This window comes from Campylobacter sp. CNRCH_2013_0671h (genome assembly GCF_025773055.1).
Lineage (GTDB): Bacteria > Campylobacterota > Campylobacteria > Campylobacterales > Campylobacteraceae > Campylobacter_D > Campylobacter_D lari_D.
This window is the reverse complement of sequence record NZ_JAKMTG010000002.1, coordinates 184569-202344: the sequence shown is the minus strand read 5'-3', so window position 1 is coordinate 202344 and position 17776 is coordinate 184569. Positions and strand designations below refer to the sequence as shown.

At 29.6% G+C, this 17776-nt stretch carries 17 protein-coding genes; 8 read left to right on the top strand and 9 right to left on the bottom strand.

Translation table 11 applies throughout. From position 1 onward, the window contains the following. The first annotated feature begins 61 nt into the window (after positions 1-61). The 5 genes from L8X97_RS02655 to L8X97_RS02635 are packed head-to-tail and all read left to right on the top strand — an operon-like array spanning position 62 to position 4594. Positions 62-802 carry an NAD+ synthase gene (locus tag L8X97_RS02655; RefSeq protein ID WP_263660925.1) on the top strand — a complete coding sequence of 247 codons (741 nt, stop codon included), beginning with the start codon at positions 62-64 and terminating at the stop codon, positions 800-802. Further along, complete coding sequence (locus tag L8X97_RS02650; RefSeq protein WP_263662551.1) at positions 789-1727, top strand: tetraacyldisaccharide 4'-kinase; 939 nt, start codon at positions 789-791, stop codon at positions 1725-1727. The genes L8X97_RS02655 and L8X97_RS02650 overlap by 14 nt, the downstream gene beginning before the upstream one ends. Further along, positions 1702-3111, top strand: coding sequence for a threonine synthase (gene thrC / locus L8X97_RS02645; RefSeq protein WP_263662550.1), 1410 nt, complete (start codon positions 1702-1704; stop codon positions 3109-3111). Before L8X97_RS02650 ends, thrC begins: the two co-directional genes overlap by 26 nt. Next, positions 3108-3833 carry a 3-deoxy-manno-octulosonate cytidylyltransferase gene (gene kdsB, locus L8X97_RS02640; RefSeq protein ID WP_263661784.1) on the top strand — a complete coding sequence of 242 codons (726 nt, stop codon included), beginning with the start codon at positions 3108-3110 and terminating at the stop codon, positions 3831-3833. The genes thrC and kdsB overlap by 4 nt, the downstream gene beginning before the upstream one ends. Continuing rightward, positions 3830-4594: a transporter substrate-binding domain-containing protein gene (locus L8X97_RS02635; protein ID WP_133318832.1), complete on the top strand. Its 765-nt coding sequence runs from the start codon at positions 3830-3832 to the stop codon at positions 4592-4594. Before kdsB ends, L8X97_RS02635 begins: the two co-directional genes overlap by 4 nt. On the opposite strand, the gene L8X97_RS02630 is transcribed toward L8X97_RS02635, so the two are convergent. Beyond that, positions 4591-5373: an amino acid ABC transporter permease gene (locus L8X97_RS02630; RefSeq protein ID WP_263662549.1), complete on the bottom strand. Its 783-nt coding sequence runs from the start codon at positions 5371-5373 to the stop codon at positions 4591-4593. The genes L8X97_RS02635 and L8X97_RS02630 overlap by 4 nt on opposite strands. A 9-nt stretch (positions 5374-5382) precedes the next feature. Further along, positions 5383-6225 (bottom strand): polyphosphate kinase 2, encoded by an 843-nt coding sequence (ppk2, locus tag L8X97_RS02625; protein WP_220567128.1) that lies wholly within the window; start codon positions 6223-6225, stop codon positions 5383-5385. Between the two features lie 77 nt (positions 6226-6302). Between ppk2 and dsbD the strand changes: the two genes are divergently transcribed. Further along, positions 6303-7994, top strand: coding sequence for a protein-disulfide reductase DsbD (dsbD, locus tag L8X97_RS02620; protein ID WP_263662548.1), 1692 nt, complete (start codon positions 6303-6305; stop codon positions 7992-7994). Between the two features lie 22 nt (positions 7995-8016). On the opposite strand, the gene L8X97_RS02615 is transcribed toward dsbD, so the two are convergent. Then, positions 8017-9192 carry an NAD(P)/FAD-dependent oxidoreductase gene (locus tag L8X97_RS02615; protein WP_263662547.1) on the bottom strand — a complete coding sequence of 392 codons (1176 nt, stop codon included), beginning with the start codon at positions 9190-9192 and terminating at the stop codon, positions 8017-8019. Between the two features lie 102 nt (positions 9193-9294). On the opposite strand from L8X97_RS02615, the gene L8X97_RS02610 reads away from it, so the two are divergent. Then, entirely contained in the window at positions 9295-10659 is a 1365-nt protein-coding gene (locus L8X97_RS02610) for a sodium-dependent transporter (RefSeq protein WP_214126899.1), read from the top strand. Here L8X97_RS02610 and L8X97_RS02605 read toward each other — a convergent pair. From L8X97_RS02605 to L8X97_RS02585, 5 genes are all read right to left on the bottom strand, one after another. Further along, entirely contained in the window at positions 10630-11514 is an 885-nt protein-coding gene (locus L8X97_RS02605) for a 1-aminocyclopropane-1-carboxylate deaminase/D-cysteine desulfhydrase (protein ID WP_263660063.1), read from the bottom strand. The two genes, L8X97_RS02610 and L8X97_RS02605, sit on opposite strands and share 30 nt — an antisense overlap. After that, positions 11501-12451: an OmpA family protein gene (locus tag L8X97_RS02600; protein ID WP_263662546.1), complete on the bottom strand. Its 951-nt coding sequence runs from the start codon at positions 12449-12451 to the stop codon at positions 11501-11503. The genes L8X97_RS02605 and L8X97_RS02600 overlap by 14 nt, the downstream gene beginning before the upstream one ends. Next, entirely contained in the window at positions 12438-13769 is a 1332-nt protein-coding gene (locus L8X97_RS02595) for a MotA/TolQ/ExbB proton channel family protein (RefSeq protein WP_039626332.1), read from the bottom strand. Before L8X97_RS02595 ends, L8X97_RS02600 begins: the two co-directional genes overlap by 14 nt. Positions 13770-13844: 75 nt before the next feature. Continuing rightward, a complete protein-coding gene (gene fbaA, locus L8X97_RS02590) occupies positions 13845-14909 on the bottom strand; it encodes a class II fructose-bisphosphate aldolase (protein WP_133318824.1) in 1065 nt (354 codons plus the stop codon). Next, complete coding sequence (locus L8X97_RS02585; protein WP_133318823.1) at positions 14909-15724, bottom strand: peptidylprolyl isomerase; 816 nt, start codon at positions 15722-15724, stop codon at positions 14909-14911. The genes fbaA and L8X97_RS02585 overlap by 1 nt, the downstream gene beginning before the upstream one ends. A 78-nt stretch (positions 15725-15802) precedes the next feature. Between L8X97_RS02585 and nth the strand changes: the two genes are divergently transcribed. Further along, positions 15803-16426 (top strand): endonuclease III, encoded by a 624-nt coding sequence (gene nth, locus L8X97_RS02580; protein ID WP_133318822.1) that lies wholly within the window; start codon positions 15803-15805, stop codon positions 16424-16426. A gap of 28 nt (positions 16427-16454) precedes the next feature. On the opposite strand, the gene gltS is transcribed toward nth, so the two are convergent. Next, complete coding sequence (gltS, locus tag L8X97_RS02575) at positions 16455-17663, bottom strand: sodium/glutamate symporter (RefSeq protein ID WP_133318821.1); 1209 nt, start codon at positions 17661-17663, stop codon at positions 16455-16457. Between the last annotated feature and the right edge of the window lie 113 nt (positions 17664-17776).

Here is a 17776-nt window from a genome sequence, read left to right as displayed (position 1 = left end):
ATAAACTTCCTTTTAACTAAATCAAATATAATTTTAAAAAATTAATATTTAAAGATTTTTTATGAATTATACAAAATTACAAGAATTATTGATCAATTTTATAAAAGAACAAGCAAGAGATAAAAATCTCATCTTAGGTTTAAGCGGTGGGATAGATTCAGCTTTAGTAGCTCATCTTTGCAAAAAAGCAGTAGGTGAAAAACTTTTTGTGCTTTTAATGCCTACAAAATATTCTAAAAAAGAAAATTTAGATGATGCGTTAATGCTATGTGATCATTTGCAAATTCATCATAAGATCATTTATATTGATGAAGTACTTTGTGCTTATGAAAAAATTTGTCAAGATTTAAGCCATTTACGCTTTGGGAATTTAGCTGCAAGAGTGCGTATGAGCTTGCTTTATGATTATTCAGCCTTGCATAATGCTTTAGTGGTAGGCACTTCTAATAAAAGTGAACTTATGCTTGGTTATGGAACTATTTATGGAGATTTAGCTTGTGCTTTTAATCCTTTAGCTACACTTTATAAAAGTGAAGTTTTTGAGCTTGCTAAATTTATAGGTGTACATGAAAATTTCATACAAAAAGCCCCTAGTGCTGATCTTTGGCCAAATCAAAATGATGAAAAAGATCTTGGCTATAAATATGAAGTTTTAGATGAAGTTTTAAAAGCTTTAGAAAAAAATCAAAGCTTAGAAAATTTTGATGAGAATTTAAAAAATTTAGTCTTAGAGCGTGTGCAAAATAATGCCTTTAAAAGAAAACTTCCAACAACATTAAAGAATACATATGACTTGGCTTGATCGGTATTTTTTTAAACCTAATTTTTTGCAAAAAATTCTAGCCTTTTTTCTTTTACCTTTTAGCTTTTTATATATGATTATAGCTATTTTAAATACTAAATTTAAAAAAGAACTTGATTTTAATTTACCCATTATAAGCATAGGTAATCTAACCCTAGGAGGCAATGGAAAAACTCCCATTTGTAAAGCCATAGCTGCTGAGTTTGAAAATTGTTTTATCATCTTAAGAGGCTATAAAAGACAAAGTGAAGGCTTAATCATCGTTAAACACAAAGATAAAATTTTATGCAGCATTAAAGAAAGTGGCGATGAAGCTATGGAGTATGCACTTACAAAGCACATTAATGGAGTGATAGTAAGTGAAGATAGAGTTAAAGGCATACAAAAAGCTATCGAACTTGGAGCAAAGATCATACTTTTAGACGATGCTTTTTCTAAATTTCATATTAAAAAACTTAGTATTTTATTACAAAGCAAAGATGAGCCTTTTTTTGATTTTACCCTACCTAGCGGGGCTTATCGTTTGCCAAAATCTTTTGCTAAAAGGGCTGATTTTATAGCTAAAGAAAATGAAGATTTTGTGCGTTATTCTCATGTAAAAGAAAATCAAAAAGCTATTTTAATAAGCTCTATTGCAAAGCCTTTTAGATTATATGAGCATTTTATCAAAGCTAGGGCTTGTTATTTTTTTGCTGATCATTACACTTTTCAAAAAGAAGAATTAGAAAAACTTTTAAAAAAACACAATTGTGATACCTTAATGCTAACCTTTAAAGACTATGTCAAGGTAAAAGATTTTGGCTTTAAAACAGAATTAATTCATCTTGATATTATTTTAAAAGACAGCTTTAAGCAAATTTTGCAAGATTATATTGATAAATTTAACAATAAGGAAAAAAATGTTACTACACTCAACCCAAGATAAAAATCACCAAGTAAGCTTTTCAAAGGCCTTACTTAGCCCTAGTGCACCTAATAATGCTTTATATGCACCACTTAATCTACCAAAGCTTGATAATGAAGCTTTAAAAAATTTAAACTACAAAGAATTAGCCTTAAAAATCATCGCAGCTTTTGATTTTGATTTAGAGCTTGAAGTTTTTGAAAAAGCTTTGAAAACTTATGAGGGTTTTGATGATAAAACCTGTCCTATTAATTTAAGAAAAATTAATGATAAGCTTTATATTAATGAATTATTCCATGGGCCAACAAGAGCTTTTAAAGATATGGCTTTGCAACCTTTTGGCGTGCTTTTAGAATACTTAAAAAAAGATGATGATTTTTTAATCATGTGCGCTACAAGTGGTGATACAGGGCCTGCTACGCTAAAAAGCTTTGAAAATAAAAAAGGTATAAAAGTAGTTTGCATTTACCCAAATGAAGGCACAAGTAAAACTCAAGCTTTACAAATGACACACTCAAATGCAAGCAATTTAAAATCCATAGCCATTGAAGGTAATTTTGATGATGCACAAAATGCCCTAAAAACACTTTTAAATGATGAAGATTTTAAAAACACCTTAAAAGAAGAAAAGTTAAATCTAAGTGCTGCAAATTCAGTTAATTTCGGAAGAATACTTTTTCAAATCATCTATCATTACTATGCTAGTTTAAAAATCGATAAAACAATAGACATTATTGTGCCGAGTGGAAATTTTGGTGATGCTTTGGGAGCTTATTATGCTAAAAAAATGAGAGCAAATATAGGTAAAATAAAAATTGCTTCCAATTCAAACAATATCTTAAGTGAGTTTTTTAATACAGGTAAATACGATTTAAGAAACAAAAACTTACAAAAGACTATTTCCCCTGCTATGGATATACTCATATCATCAAATATAGAAAGATTGCTTTTTGATAAATTCAAAGATGAACGCACCAAAGAACTTATGCAAGCTTTAAAGAATGAAAAATATTATGAGCTTAGCCAAAAAGAACTAAAGCTTTTACAAGAAGACTTTGAAGCTGATTTTTGCAATGATGATGAGTGTATGCAATATATCAAACAATACAGCCACTTAGGACTTTTAGATCCTCACACTTGCACTTGCTTTAAAATGCTTGATTCTAACACCACGACACTCATCACTTCCACAGCACAATGGAGTAAATTTACCCCAAGTATGTATCAAGCAATTTATAACAAAGAATGTCAAGATGAACAAGCTTGTATGCAAGAACTTGCAAAAGAATTTAAGCAAGAAATTCATCCAAATATTGCAAGCTTATTTACAAGCACTCAAAAACAAAATCAAGTTTGCAAACTCAAAAATCTAAAACAAACTATTATAGAATGGATAAAACAATGATAATCATACCAGCAAGATTAAAATCAAGTCGTTTTGAAAATAAAATTTTATGTGAGATTGATAATTTACCTATGTTTATTTATACAGCTAAAAAAATGCAAGAAGTTGATGAAGTGTATGTGGCACTTGATGATGAAGAGGTTTTAAAAATAGCACAAAAACACAATATAAAAGCAGTTTTAACAAGCAAAAATCATGAAAGTGGCACTGATAGGATCAACGAAGCTTGTCAAATTTTAAAACTAAATGAAAATGAGCTAATTATTAATGTCCAAGCTGATGAGCCTTTTATAGAAACACAAAATATTAAAGATTTTAAAGAATTTAGCCAAAAAGCTTTTGAAGATGAGCTTTGTTTTATGAGTAGTTGCTACAAAGAAGTAGATGCGAAAGCTTGTGATGATCCAAATTTGGTTAAAGTAGTTACTGATAGTAATGATTATGCTTTATATTTTTCAAGATCTAAAATTCCTTATGAAAGGGCAAATTATAAACAAAATTTTAAAGCCCACCTTGGAATTTATGCATATAGGGTTAAAAATTTACAAGAATTTTGTACTTTGAAAAACTCAGCTTTGGAAGAATGTGAAAAATTAGAACAATTAAGAGCCTTAGAAAATGGCAAAAAAATCAAAATGTTAAAAATACAAAGTCAAAGCATAGGTATAGATACAAAAGAAGATTATGAGAGGGCTTTGGCTAAATTTGGAGTTAAAAAATGAAAAAAATACTTTTTTTACTAAGCTTATTTTTTACACTTCATGCAAAAGAATTAATCGTAGGTATGGAACTGGCCTACCCTCCTTTTGAAATGAGTGATACTAAAGGCAATCCAAGTGGTATTAGTGTAGAGTTTTTACAAGCCTTTGCTAAGGAAAAAAACTATGATTTAAAAATTCAAAATATAGCTTGGGATGGACTTATACCTGCTTTAAGAACTCAAAAAATAGATCTCATCATGTCTTCTATGAGTATAAGCGAGCAAAGAAAAAAAGTAATAGATTTTACTTTGCCTTATGCTAAGGCAAATTTAGCGATATTAAGCGCTAAAAAATCAAATATTAATTCCATAGAAGATTTAAATCAAAAAGGGAAAATCCTTGCTTTAAAAAGAGGTTCAAGTGCGCATTTATATGCTCAAAAAAATCTTAAAAATGCAAAAATCCTAGTATTTGATAAAGAAAATGCAGCTATTTTAGAAGTCATTCAAGCAAAAGCTGATGCTTTTATTTATGATCAAATGAGTATTTATAAAGCATGGAAAAAACATCCTGAGCAAACAAAAGCTATTTTTACCCCTTTTGAAAAAACACCTGAGCAATGGGCCATAGCTTTAAATAAAAACAATACCAAATTAAAAGAAGAGCTCAATGAGTTTATTTTAAAATCTAAAAAAAATGGTCTTTTTGATAAACTAAGTCAAAAATATCTCAAAGATATGCAAGAAGTTTTCAAAGAACAAAAGCTTGAGTTTTTCTTTTAAGAAAAACTCTTTTCAAGCTTTCTTGAAAACATAGAAATAGGTAAAGTTAAAAACAAATAACAAAGCGCTAAGGGAATATAAATTTCTAAAGTAGAAAAGGTAAAAGCATTAATTTCTTGAGCATTTTGAGTTAATTCTGAAATAGCTATAACGCTTAAAAGAGAGCTATCTTTGATCAAATTACTAAGTTGTCCACTTAGTGGTGCTAAGATATTTTTTAAAGCTTGAGGAAAAATCACACTTTTATAAATTTCAAACTCACTCAAACCTAAAGCCTTAGCACTTTCATATTGCATTTTATCAACACTTAAAATCCCTGCTCTAAATATTTCACAAATATAAGCACTAGCAAATAAAGCTAAAATCAAAACTCCACAAACATAGCGATTATCAAGCCCCAAATTATCTGCAAAAATATAATAAATCAATAAAATTTGCACTAGCAAAGGTGTGCCTCTAATAAGCTCTATAAAAACTCTTGCAAACATATTAAAAAGTACGATTTTACAAAGACTCATATAACACAAAATCAAAGCAAAAATCACACCTACAATCAAAGACAAAACACTAATAAAAAAACTCGTAAAAAAACCTTGTATCATTTTGTCTTTATACTCATAAATTGCCATAAAATCAAAATTATAACTAGCACTTAAAAAAGATAAATAAAAAAATAAAAACAATAAAAATGCTAGCAAAAAGGCATTAACCGCAAACACCTTTGGACTGATTTTTTTATGCTCATTAAATTTATTACGCACTATAAAAAGATGATTCAATTCTAGCCTTTATTTTTTATCAAATTTTTTAAGTTTTTCATCATTTAAACTAAGTTCCATCTTACGAATTTCTTCCTCACCGCTACGGACTAATTTTTTATCATATTTAAAATACTTATTTTTAATTTTATTTGGATACTCTAAAGAATTAAGTAGATATTTAAATAAATTTATCCTTGCTTTCTTTTTACTATCTGAATTAATGATCACCCAAGGACATTTTGGTGTATTAGAAGCTAAAAGCATAGAATATTTTGCTAGAGTGTATTTATCCCATAATTCTTGTGATTTTTCATCAACAACAGAAAGTTTGTATTGTTTTAGCGGATCTGTTCTCCTTTGCTCAAAACGCCTTTTTTGCTCTTGTTTGGAAACTGAAAAATAAAATTTAAAAAATAAAATTCCACTATCAAGTAGCATTTCTTCAAAAGAAGACACCTCACGCAAGAATTTTTTATGCTCATTTGGAGTACAAAAGCCCATCACAGGTTCCACCCCTGCTCTATTATACCAAGATCTATCAAAAATCACTATCTCTCCTGCTGCAGGCAAATGTGTCACATAACGCTGAAAATACCACTGAGTTCTTTCCACATCACTTGGTTTTTCAAGTGCTACCACACGACAACCTCTAGGATTTAAATGTTCAATTAATCTTTTAATAGCACCACCTTTTCCTGCTGCATCACGCCCTTCAATTAAAATCAAAACTTTTAATCCTTTATCTTTGACATGATTTTGAAATTTTAAAAGCTCAATTTGTAATCTTCTAAGCTCGCTTTCATACTCAAGTGTTGATTTTTTCACTTTAATAAGAGTAAATTTATCCTTATCCACAACAAACTCCTTAATTTAGGATAATTATTAACTTAAATTTACCACAAATAAGTAAAATAAAACAAATTTAATTTTCAATTTCAAGGAGAAAAATGCGTTTTTTAGCGGTATTTTTTATTTTTTTAAATTTAGCTTTTGCTAACAATGGAGTATTATCACTTAATGAAGCCTTTAAACTCAATACTCACAGCAATAATCAAGGAATTTTTTTAAAAATCAATCTTGCAGATAGAATTTATCTTTATAAAGATCAAATCAAAGTAGAATTAGACTCTAATGATATTACTTCTTTATTAAATTTCCCACAAACTCAAACTAGAGAAAACAAAGAAGTAATTTTTAGCCAACTTGAACTTTTCATACCTCAATTATTATTAGATGATTTTATTAAAAATAACAAAGCAAAACTTTCCCTAGCTTATCAAGGTTGCTCAGAAGAAGGTTTATGCTATCGTCCTGTATATGTAAATTATGAACTTAATAAACAAAATGGAATTTATACTATAAAATCCACTAAAGATCAATTTAAAAAGCAAAATGAAGATGAACAAATTGCTAATGATTTAAGTACGCAAAATATATTTATCACACTTTTAACTTTTTTTGGTTATGGCTTATTACTAGCATTTACTCCTTGTATTTTACCAATGATACCTATTCTTTCATCATTAATTGCAATGAAGCTCAAAGATAAACCATCTAAAAAACATAGCTTTTATTTATCTTTTATCTATGTCTTTTTTATGTCTTTAGCTTATGCTATAGCAGGTGCTTTAGTGGGCCTTGCAGGAGCTAATGTGCAAGGTTTATTACAACAACCTTGGATTATCATTACTTTTGCAGGCATTTTTGTATTACTTTCACTTTCTATGTTTGGACTTTATGAATTACAACTGCCACTTAAATTTCAAAATTTTATCAATAAAAAAATAGAAGGTAAAAACGGGGTTTTTGGTATAGCTATCATGGGCTTTTTATCAGCTCTTATTGTAGGACCTTGCGTAGCTGCACCTTTAGCAGGGGCTTTGCTTTATATTACTAATAGTGGCGATGTATTTTTAGGAGGACTTTCTTTATTTGTGATGAGTTTTGGTATGGGCATGCCTTTACTTTTAATAGGTCTTGGAGGAAATCTTTTAAAAAGTGGGGCTTGGATGCTTAAGATAAAGATTTTCTTTGGTTTTATCATGCTCATTATGGCAGTTTGGATGCTAGAAAGAATACTTAGTGCAAATATCATTTTGATACTTTATGGAATTATAGGGGTATTTTTTGCTAGTTTTATGGGTTTATTTGATGAAGCTAAAACTAATTTTGACAAATTTAAAAAAGCGAGTATGATTTTAGTTTTAACTTGCAGTTTAAGCCTAATTTTAGGTGGCTCAATGGGTTCAAAAAGCTTACTAAAACCTCTTGAGTTTAACCTTGCCTCAAAAGAAAATAGCCCTAGTTTAAGTTTTAAAACCATTAAAAATTTAAAAGAACTTAAGCAAGAATTACAAAATTCTACCAAACCTGTTATGCTTGAATTTACAGCCGCTTGGTGTGAAAACTGCAAGCTCTTAGAAGAATATACTTTTACAGATGCTAAAGTACAAAATTTACTTGCTAATTACACACTTTTGAAAGCAGATGTAACACATAATAGCCAAGAAGATTTAGCTCTTATGAAAGAATTTGGAGTTTTTGGGCCTCCTGTGATGATATTTTTTAACAAAAGTGAAGAAAAAGGACGCATTATAGGCTATGTAGATGCAAATGAATTTTTAAATAGAGTTCCTTAAAGGACTCTATTTAAAATTAATTTTATTTCAAAAAACCTTTCAATCCTTCAAGCTGATATTGCCATAGTTTTTCTATAAAAATTTTAAGTTTTATTGCCAAAAGACCACTAATTGGTTTATGTAAAACCGTGCCAACTGCATAATCTTTTCCAATTGAACAAACGGTATTTCCACTCACAAAAGAAAATTCTTGTTTAAAATCTTTCTCATCAATCATAGCCATTAAAGCTTTAGCCACATAAGCTCCTTCTCTTAATGCAAGCTGGGCTGTTGGAGGATATGGAGTGTTAGTTTTAGGGTTTTTAAATAAACTATTATCGCCTATAAAAAAGTATTTTGATGAATTTTCAACATTTAATGGATGCATAAAAGCATCTACTTCTATACGCGATCTTGTGCTTGGAAAATCTGAGCTATTTTCTATAACGCTATTACCTCTAACTCCTGCAGTCCAAATGATAGTATTAGCTTTAATAAATTCTCCCCCATCAAGCCTTATACCATTTTTTTCACATTCTATAATTTTAGATTTTTCATATACTTTCACACCAAGTGCTTCTAGTCTTTGCTTTGTTTTTAGAGCCAAACTTTTATCAAACATAGGTAAAATTTGATCCATAGCTTCAATAATAGAGAGTTCTAATTTCTCATAAGAAATTTGCTCTTTTTGACAAAATATTTTAAGCTCTTTAGCTAAAGAAGCTACAAATTCAACCCCACTTAAACCCCCACCACAAACTGCGATTTTTAAATCATCTTCATTTTGGGTGGTTTTGTAATTTTTTATTTTCTCATATATTATTTCATTAATTTTTAAAGCATTTTCATAATTATCTATACTCAAAGCATATTCTTGCATACCTTTAATACCAAAAGTTTCCTTCGCAAAACCAAGCCCACATACTAAAATATCAAAGTCAAATTCATTATTTTTAGTAAAAACTTTGTCTTTAGAAATTTTTAAAACTTCATCTTGGATAAAGTTGATTTTTGGATTTAATAAAGGTAAAAGATCATATTTTGAACTATAAATATCTTCATTTGAAGCTACTTTGTGTAGTAAAATAGTATGATAATGATAAGAATTGTTATTAATCAAACTCACTTGTGCTTTTTCAAAAAACTCATCAGGTAAGGCTTTTATAACCGATAAAGTAGCATATCCTGCACCTAAAAACAAAATTTTCTTTTTTTGCATGGATTTTCCTTTAATTTGATAAAAAAATAAATAAAAATTTGGCATAATGGTATTATTTTTTATCTTAAAATATTTTTTATTTAAATTTAACAAGGAAAAAGCATGCAAAGACAAACTTGGAGCAATACGCTAACTTATATCCTTACAGTAGCAGGAGCGACTATTGGTTTTGGAGCCACTTGGCGTTTTCCATATTTAGTGGGTGAAAATGGAGGCGGTGCTTATGTTTTGGCATTTTGTATAGCTATGATTTTTATAGGAATTCCTGTGATTTTGGTCGAAAATGTCATAGGAAGACGCAGAATGCTAAATTCAGTCGATGCTTTTGGCGGAAAAACAAGCGATGGAGTTAAAATATCTAATTCTTGGCAAGGTGTTGGCTATATGGGACTTTTGGGAAGTTTTGGAATCATGGCTTATTATATGGTAATAGGCGGATGGGTTTTAGCTTATATTTTTAAAATTATCATAGGCGATTTTAATCTTTCAAGTCCCATTAACGCTCAATATACAAGCGAATTTTATAGCTCTACTATAGAAAATAATCCTTTATTAATAGGAATTTTTACTACTATATTTGTGATAATTAATTGGATTATCTTAAAAAAAGGTGTAATTGATGGCATAGAAAAATCAGTAAAATACCTTATGCCATTTTTATTCATCTGCCTTTTGGTCGTTGTTGCACGCAATTTAACTCTTGAAGGAGCAAGCGAGGGTGTGAAATTTTACCTTACTCCTGATCTTTCCAAAATCACACCTAAATTGTTTATAGATGTTTTAGGACAAGTATTTTTTGCCCTATCTTTGGGTTTTGGTGTAATGATAACCTTATCATCTCACCTTAAGAAAAATGAGAATTTAATCAAAACTTCTGTTTATACAGGAATTTTAAACACCCTCATAGCAGTGCTTGCTGGATTTATGATTTTCCCTGCTTTATTTAGCGTAGGTTTAACCCCTGATAGTGGGCCATCTTTGGTTTTTAAAACCTTGCCCGTTGCATTTTCACATATACCTTTTGGAAGTATAATTTGTGTGTTTTTCTTTTTGCTTTTAATCATCGCTGCACTTACTACAAGCTTACCAATTTATCAAGTAATCATTAGTGTTTTAGAGGAAAAATTTAAACTAGCTAAAAATACCGCTATTAATCTAACACTTGGAAGTATTTTTGTTTTAGGGAATTTACCATGTATACTTACCTATGGTCCTTTAAGAGATATTACTATCATCAAGGGAAAAAATATTTTTGATAGCTTTGATTTTATTAGTGGAAATATATTCTTTGTTTTAACCGCATTTTTTTGTTGTATTTATGTAGGTTGGGTGCTTAAAAAAGATGCTATTTATGAACTTTCCAATCAAAATACCCTAAAAGGAAGTATTTTTAAATTATGGTATTATTATGTTAAATTTATTATACCTTTGATTATCTTAGTGATTTTTTATTTTGGAATTTTTTAATTTATACTCATAACGCTTTAACATGCTTATATTTCCTTCAAGGCCTCCTTGATGGATATATAAGATTTTTCCACCAAATTGCTCTTTATGAGCTAATAAAGTTTTAAAACCCACCATATCATAAAGCAAATCAAACTCCACTCCACATTCTTTTTTTAAATCCTTATAAAGCTCATAAAATTCTAAATAAGGCTTAGCAAAATGATATTTTTTAGGTGAATTTAATATGGTTAAATTATCAAAATCATAATTTGGCTCTAAGCTTAAAATTTGCTCTTTTAAATATGCACTATCGCCCACACAAGCACATGTAAAAACTTTAAATTTACTATGTTTAGCCAAAAAAGCCGCAGAAGTTCCTGTACCTGAAGGTAAAAAAATACTTACAGTTTCACTTAACTGCTCACTAAGCTCTAAGGCTAGTTGCTGGTATCCAAATTCAGCTTCTTTTATAGCCACACCCTCTTCTATAAAAATATCATCATCTTTTTTCAAGGCTAGAGCTTGCAGTCTTCTTGTGGGATAATTTATATTTTCTATCAACTTCACATTGTGTTTTAATGCAAATTCTAAATTTCCATGGGGATTTTCTTTTAAAAAAGAACTCATTTTTTCACAAACAAAAATGAGCAAAAAATCATTTTCGTAACAAAACTTAGCTAAAGCAACTAAAGCATTACTTTGAGAGGAGCCAAAAGAAATAAATCTTTGTCCTTTTTTAAATAAATGTTTATTTTTTTCAAAAAAGGCTAGTTTTCTAGCCTTATTTCCATTAATATAACCTAGTAAATCATCTCTTTTGAGTAAAAATTCAAAATCATTGTATTTTAAAACATCAATTCTACTTGCTATCAAGGTATTTTTCAACCTTTTCTAAAGCATTATTTGTATTGATATTAAACTTAATCTCTATTCTACGACTTGCCCCTTTGTCTTCTTTACCATCTTTCATAATCACATCAGAATAAGATCTACCACTTGCCATTAAAAGTTTTTGCAATCTTGGATCTTTGTAAAATGAGTGTATAAAACTCATCACAGCATAAGCTCTTTTTTGTGATAAATCAAGATTATATATATAAGAGCCTGCACTATCTGTGTGACCTTCTATGACTATATTTTCTATACTATTTAAGATATTTTCATCTTTTAAGATATTGTCAAAATACTGTGTTAAAATTGCCTTTAAATTCTCTTTTGCTTGAGCTTTTAGAGTAAAAGAATTTGTATCAAAAAGCACTTCAGAAGGTAAAACTATCGCGCCTGTATTAGAATCTAAGGTAATATTAGTATCAAATTTTGCTTGAAGATTTTTGATAGTATTTTCTTTGATTAATCCTAGTTCTTTGATTTTGCTTTTCGCCTCATCAAAATTACGCTCTAATTCTTTAATTTCCTCATCTTTTTTATTTAATCTTTCAAGTAAAGCAAAAATTTGCTGATCTTTTTCATCTAAACTTGAATTTAAATCTTGATTAAGTTTAGTAATATTAGCTTCTAAAGCTTGTTTTTGTTTGTTGATATTATCAAGTGTACTTGAGGTATTACTTAATTTTTGGCTAAGACTTTTTAAAATATCTTCTTTTTGATTTAATTCTTCTTTATTCTCTCTTAAGCGTTCTTCTTGTTTTTGCAAATTTTCTTTTATGATTTGTAAATCACTTTGAGTTAAAACATACTTAACAACTATAGCTCCAATAAGCAAAATAAATATAAAAAGCAAGCCTGCCATTAAATCTGCATAAGCTATCCAAAAATTATTTTCTTCATTGTTAGAATTATTTTTTATCATCTATTTTTTCATCTTCTTTTTGATTTTCAAGCTTTGCAATAACTTGTGTGGTTTGCTCATCTAATTCTTTGCTTTCTTCTTTAAATTCTTGCATTAGTGAAATTTTTTCGTCAATATTTTTTTCATCTTCATAAGCTTCTTTAAAAGTATGCATACCCTCTATAATACTTGCCCTAAAGCCTTCAAAAAGCTTAGTTTGATTATCAAGCATAAGATTTTGATATTTTTCAATATTATTTGAAAAATTATTTACCTTTTCATCTAAAGCACTCACACTTTTATCTAAATGCACAATCTTATCTGAACTCACATCTAAAAGTCTATTATATTGCTCTGAAATTCTTAAAGTTAGATCTTTTATGTTTGAATTTAACATATTTACCGCATTTGCAATCTCGCTATAAGTTTTAACTATATCTTTTTGCTCTCTTTGGGTTTTAGATAAATCACTCATAGTTTGTTTTACATGCTCACTGCTTAATCTTACAGCTTTTTCTTCAGCATTTACAAGTTCTTGAAAAACTTTGAATTTTCTATCTATTGTATTATCTAGTTCTTTAAAAAATTCCTCATTGCTTACATGTTCAAAAATCGTGCCTATTTTTTCAAAATGTTGCAAACTTTCTTGAAGATATTTTCTATCAATTTCTTCTTTAGACCAGAAAAAATCGCTTGTTGCGTTTTTTTGACGATTTAGAAGTTTTTGGAATTTACTACTACCGTATTTTTCAAAAAATATCCACCAAAGTGCTAAGAAAATTCCATAAATTGATACATAAAAGGCTGTTCCTACTCCATTTAATAAAACTGAAATCTCTTGTTCTAAGCCTGCTGTGTCGCTTGAATTAAAATTTGGCATAGACATGGCTATACTTATAAAAGTTCCTAAAATACCAAGCATAGGAAAAATAGCTGCACCCACAGAAGCAAAATTTTCATTTCTCAAATCTTTCACATAAGCATATGCAAAATCATCAAAACTAGCATTTGACTTTGTTTCTTTACCTATAACTAAAAAATGCTTCATAATATAGCGTTTTAATATCAGCTTAAATTCATCTTTTTGTTGCTCAAAAATACTTGAAGCATAATCAGCGCTATGTCTAGCAAAGATCAAAGCCACTAAAAAGATAATCCCTATCATTACAACACTATGTAATTCTACTTTAAAATCAATCTTTCCAAAATACCCTAAAAGCACTAAAATATACAATATAGCAGGGATAAAAATAATCTTTAAATAAGCAACAATTCCTGTGCTACCTTTTCCTTCAGGTAATACAAGATCAGAAAAATCATCAGTTGTTTTAACTTCCATTTTATAAACCTTTGTTAATTTTACTCTAAAAATTTAAAATCTTCACAGGAAAATCAACTAAGAGTTATAAAACTCTTAGTTTCTATCGATACAATTTAAATCGCTAAAAGCACACTCTAAGCGTTTGATCATACTCTCTTCGCCCGCTCTAAGCCATACTCTTGGATCATAATATTTTTTATTTGGCTTATCTTCTCCATCTGGATTACCAATTTGGCCTTGCAAATAAGCTTTATTTTTAAGCTCATATTCTCTAACACCATCCCAAAAAGCCCATTGTGTATCTGTATCAATATTCATTTTAATTACACCGTAGCTAAGTGCTGCTTTGATATCCTCTATATCGCTACCACTACCACCATGGAAAACAAAATTGATTGGTTTATCTTCACCAAGATTGAATTTTTCTTTTACATAATTTTGAGAGTTTTTAAGAATTTCAGGTCTTAAAATCACATTTCCTGGTTTATATACTCCATGTACATTACCAAAACTAGCTGCAATTGAAAATCTATCACTAATTTTAGAAAGTCTCTCATAAGCTAATGCTACATCTTCAGGCTGAGTGTATAATTTTGCATTATCAATATTAGTATTATCCACTCCATCTTCTTCACCACCCGTACATCCTAGCTCAAGCTCTAAAGAAATTCCAAGCTCAGACATTTGTTTTAAATAATTCTCACAAGTGCCTAGATTACTTTCTAAATCCTCTTCACTTAAATCAATCATATGAGAGCTAAACAAAGGCTTACCTGTTTCTTTTTTAAACTCAATATTTGCTTCAATCAAAGCATCAATCCAAGGAAGTAATTTTCTAGCAGCATGATCTGTGTGTAAAATTACTGGAACTCCATAAGCTTTTGCCATTAAATGCACATGTCTTGCACCACTTATAGCACCAAGCACATCAGCTTTTGGACAAGCTTTTCCTGCTACAAATTTAGCTCCACCATTTGAAAATTGAATAATCACAGGTGAATTAACTTTTTTAGCACTTTCTAAAACCGCATTAATAGAATTTGTCCCCACGACATTTACCGCAGGGATAGCAAATCCTTCTTTTTTTGCATAATTATATACGGTATTTAGATCATCGCCACTTAAAACACCTGGTTTGACAAGATCTAATACACCCATTATTTATATTCCACTTTTGCTTTTTGACGAAGCTCTTGAGCTTTTTTATTCATAAGTTCTTTAAATTCTTCCATTTTGATATTGCTTTCAATACCTGCTTTTACTTCATTATAACTCATAGTACTTTTCGCTCTAGCATCTTCTTTTAAAATAATATGATATCCAAAATCACTTTTTACTGGTGTTTTAGAAATAGTGCCTTTTTTCATAGAAAAAGCTGCATCAGCAAATGGTTTTACCATAGTTGATTCAGCAAACCATCCAAGATCACCACCTTGAGCCGAAGAACCTTTGTCGATTGATTTTTCTTTTGCAAGTTGAGCAAATTTATCATTTAAAGCTTTTCCACTTAACTTACTAAGCTCGGCAATAATATCTTTAGCTTCTTTTTCACTAGTTACCAAAATATGCTTAGCTTTTACTTGAGCTGGTTTAGTAAATTTATCTTTATTTGCTTCATAGTATTTTTTAGCCTTAGCATCATCATTTTTGATAGAATCAAAAATTTTCTTTTGATAGATATTTACCATGATAGCTTCTTTAGCACGCTCTAATTCTTCTTTATATGAAGGATCATTTTCTATTTTTTGAGCTTTAGCGTCTTTTAATACAAGTTGTTGGATGATATATTGATCAATGATTGCTTTTTTTTGTTCAGCTGGTAAGTCAGTGATTTTAGCACCTCTTAACATAGGAGCAAAAAACTCATTTACTTCTGTATCGCTAATATTGTTTCCATCAAGGGTTGCAACCACCGCAGCATTTAAACTCAAACCTGTTAATAAAGCCGCAGCAACTAAAGAAATTTTTTTCATTGTTTTTCCTTTGAAATAGTTTTGTTGATTTTATTATATCTAAACTTTATTTAAAGCCGATTAACATACAATAAGTTTATGAAAAGAAATTTAGAAATTAAAGAATTATTTTTAAAACATTTTGGACAAGCAAAAACAGAATTAGTTTTTAGCAATGCTTATGAACTTATAGTTTGTGTTATGCTTTCAGCTCAATGTACTGATAAAAGGGTTAATCTCATCACACCTGCTTTATTTAAAGCTTACCCTAGTGTGCAAGATTTAGCTAAGGCAAATTTATCTTCTTTAAAACTTTTGATTAATTCTTGCTCATTTTATAATAATAAAGCACAAAATTTAATCAAAATGGCTCAAGCAGTTTGCGAACAATTTAATGGTGAAATTCCAATGGACGAGCAAGATTTGAAAACTCTAGCAGGTGTAGGACAAAAAACTGCACATGTAGTGATGATAGAATGGTGTGGGGCTAATTGCATGGCTGTAGATACCCATGTATTTAGAGTTTCGCATAGACTTAATCTTAGCAAAGCCAAAACTCCTGAAGAAACCGAAAAAGACTTAACTAAAATTTTTAAAGATAATCTAAACTATCTTCATCAAGCTATGGTGCTTTTTGGGCGTTATACATGTAAAGCTAAAAATCCTTTATGCAAAGAGTGCTTTTTAAATCATTTATGTAAAAGTAAAGATAAGAAAATTTAATCTAGCACCAATTTAGTGCTAGATGATTTTAATGAAAGAATGGTAGATACAAGAAAGCATTGATGACTAAAGCATTTACTATATCTATGAAAAACGCACCCACTAAAGGTACAATAATAAATGCCATATGGCTCATACCATAGTGATTTGTTACAGTTTGCATATTTACCATAGCTGTTGGAGTAGCGCCCAAACCAAAACCACAATGCCCTGCTGCTAAAACTGCTGCGTCATAATCTTTTCCACATACCCTAAAAGTGATAAATATAGCATAAGCAGCCATCATAGCAACCTGAACAGCTAAAATTACCAACATCGGTAATGCAAGAGTTACTAAATCCCAAAGATTAATAGTCATTAGAGCTAAAGCTAAAAATAAAGATAAGCTTACATTACCCAAAACTGATACTTCTCTATCAAATACATGATGAATTTTTGTAGCTGATAAAACATTTCTTAAAACCACACCTACAAAAAGACAATACACAAAAGTTGGTAAAGTAAAACCTGTATTTGTTTTAATATAAGTAGACAAAGCACTACCTATTAATAAACATAAAGCAATTAATGCCAAAGATTCTATAAAAGAAGAAGGTGTGATTAGTCTTTCTTTTTCTGGAGACTGGAAATTTAAAATCGCATCTTTATCATCATTTTGCTTTGGAACTACTAACTTATATTTATTGACTAAATATCTTGCAACAGGCCCACCTATGATACCACCTGAAATAAGCCCAAAAGTAGCACAAGCAATAGCAACAGTAGTTGCACTAGAGTAAAAATAAGGTTCTTTAATAAATTCAGCTGCCCATGCTGCACCTGTTCCATGACCACCACTCATTGTAACAGAACCTGCTATAAGTCCCATTAGTGGATTTTGCCCCATAGCACTTGCCACACCTATGCCAACTATATTTTGCGCAAAAAGCAAGCCAACAACAACAACTAAAAAAATTGCTAATTTTCTTCCACCCTTTTTTAAAGAAGCAAAATCAGCTAACAAACCAATACTTGAAAAAAATGCAAGCATTAAAGGATCTTTCATAGATTCATCAAATTTAATATCCAATGAGAAGAAACTATGTAAGATCAAAAGAATAATCGCAGCAATCCCACCACCAACAACTGGCTCAGGGATATTATAATCACGAAGAAATTTTACCCTTTTAATGACAAATACGCCTAAAAGCAATACTATAACCATAGTAACTAGCGTTGCATAAAAATCAAATTTCATAATTCTCCTTTGTTTGATTTATTTATCAATTGTATTCTAAATGACTTTAAAACAACGCAAATAAACAACACTCTTTTCTTATAATATTACAAAATGAAACACTTTTAGTCTTT

Coding starts and splice junctions, on each gene's coding strand:
- L8X97_RS02655 (WP_263660925.1), top strand. CDS start 62: ATGAATTATACAAAATTACAAGAATTATTGATCAATTTTATAAAAGAA.
- L8X97_RS02650 (WP_263662551.1), top strand. CDS start 789: ATGACTTGGCTTGATCGGTATTTTTTTAAACCTAATTTTTTGCAAAAA.
- thrC (WP_263662550.1), top strand. CDS start 1,702: ATGTTACTACACTCAACCCAAGATAAAAATCACCAAGTAAGCTTTTCA.
- kdsB (WP_263661784.1), top strand. CDS start 3,108: ATGATAATCATACCAGCAAGATTAAAATCAAGTCGTTTTGAAAATAAA.
- L8X97_RS02635 (WP_133318832.1), top strand. CDS start 3,830: ATGAAAAAAATACTTTTTTTACTAAGCTTATTTTTTACACTTCATGCA.
- dsbD (WP_263662548.1), top strand. CDS start 6,303: ATGCGTTTTTTAGCGGTATTTTTTATTTTTTTAAATTTAGCTTTTGCT.
- L8X97_RS02615 (WP_263662547.1), bottom strand. CDS start 9,192: ATGCAAAAAAAGAAAATTTTGTTTTTAGGTGCAGGATATGCTACTTTA.
- L8X97_RS02610 (WP_214126899.1), top strand. CDS start 9,295: ATGCAAAGACAAACTTGGAGCAATACGCTAACTTATATCCTTACAGTA.
- L8X97_RS02600 (WP_263662546.1), bottom strand. CDS start 12,451: ATGATAAAAAATAATTCTAACAATGAAGAAAATAATTTTTGGATAGCT.
- L8X97_RS02595 (WP_039626332.1), bottom strand. CDS start 13,769: ATGGAAGTTAAAACAACTGATGATTTTTCTGATCTTGTATTACCTGAA.
- fbaA (WP_133318824.1), bottom strand. CDS start 14,909: ATGGGTGTATTAGATCTTGTCAAACCAGGTGTTTTAAGTGGCGATGAT.
- L8X97_RS02585 (WP_133318823.1), bottom strand. CDS start 15,724: ATGAAAAAAATTTCTTTAGTTGCTGCGGCTTTATTAACAGGTTTGAGT.
- nth (WP_133318822.1), top strand. CDS start 15,803: ATGAAAAGAAATTTAGAAATTAAAGAATTATTTTTAAAACATTTTGGA.
- gltS (WP_133318821.1), bottom strand. CDS start 17,663: ATGAAATTTGATTTTTATGCAACGCTAGTTACTATGGTTATAGTATTG.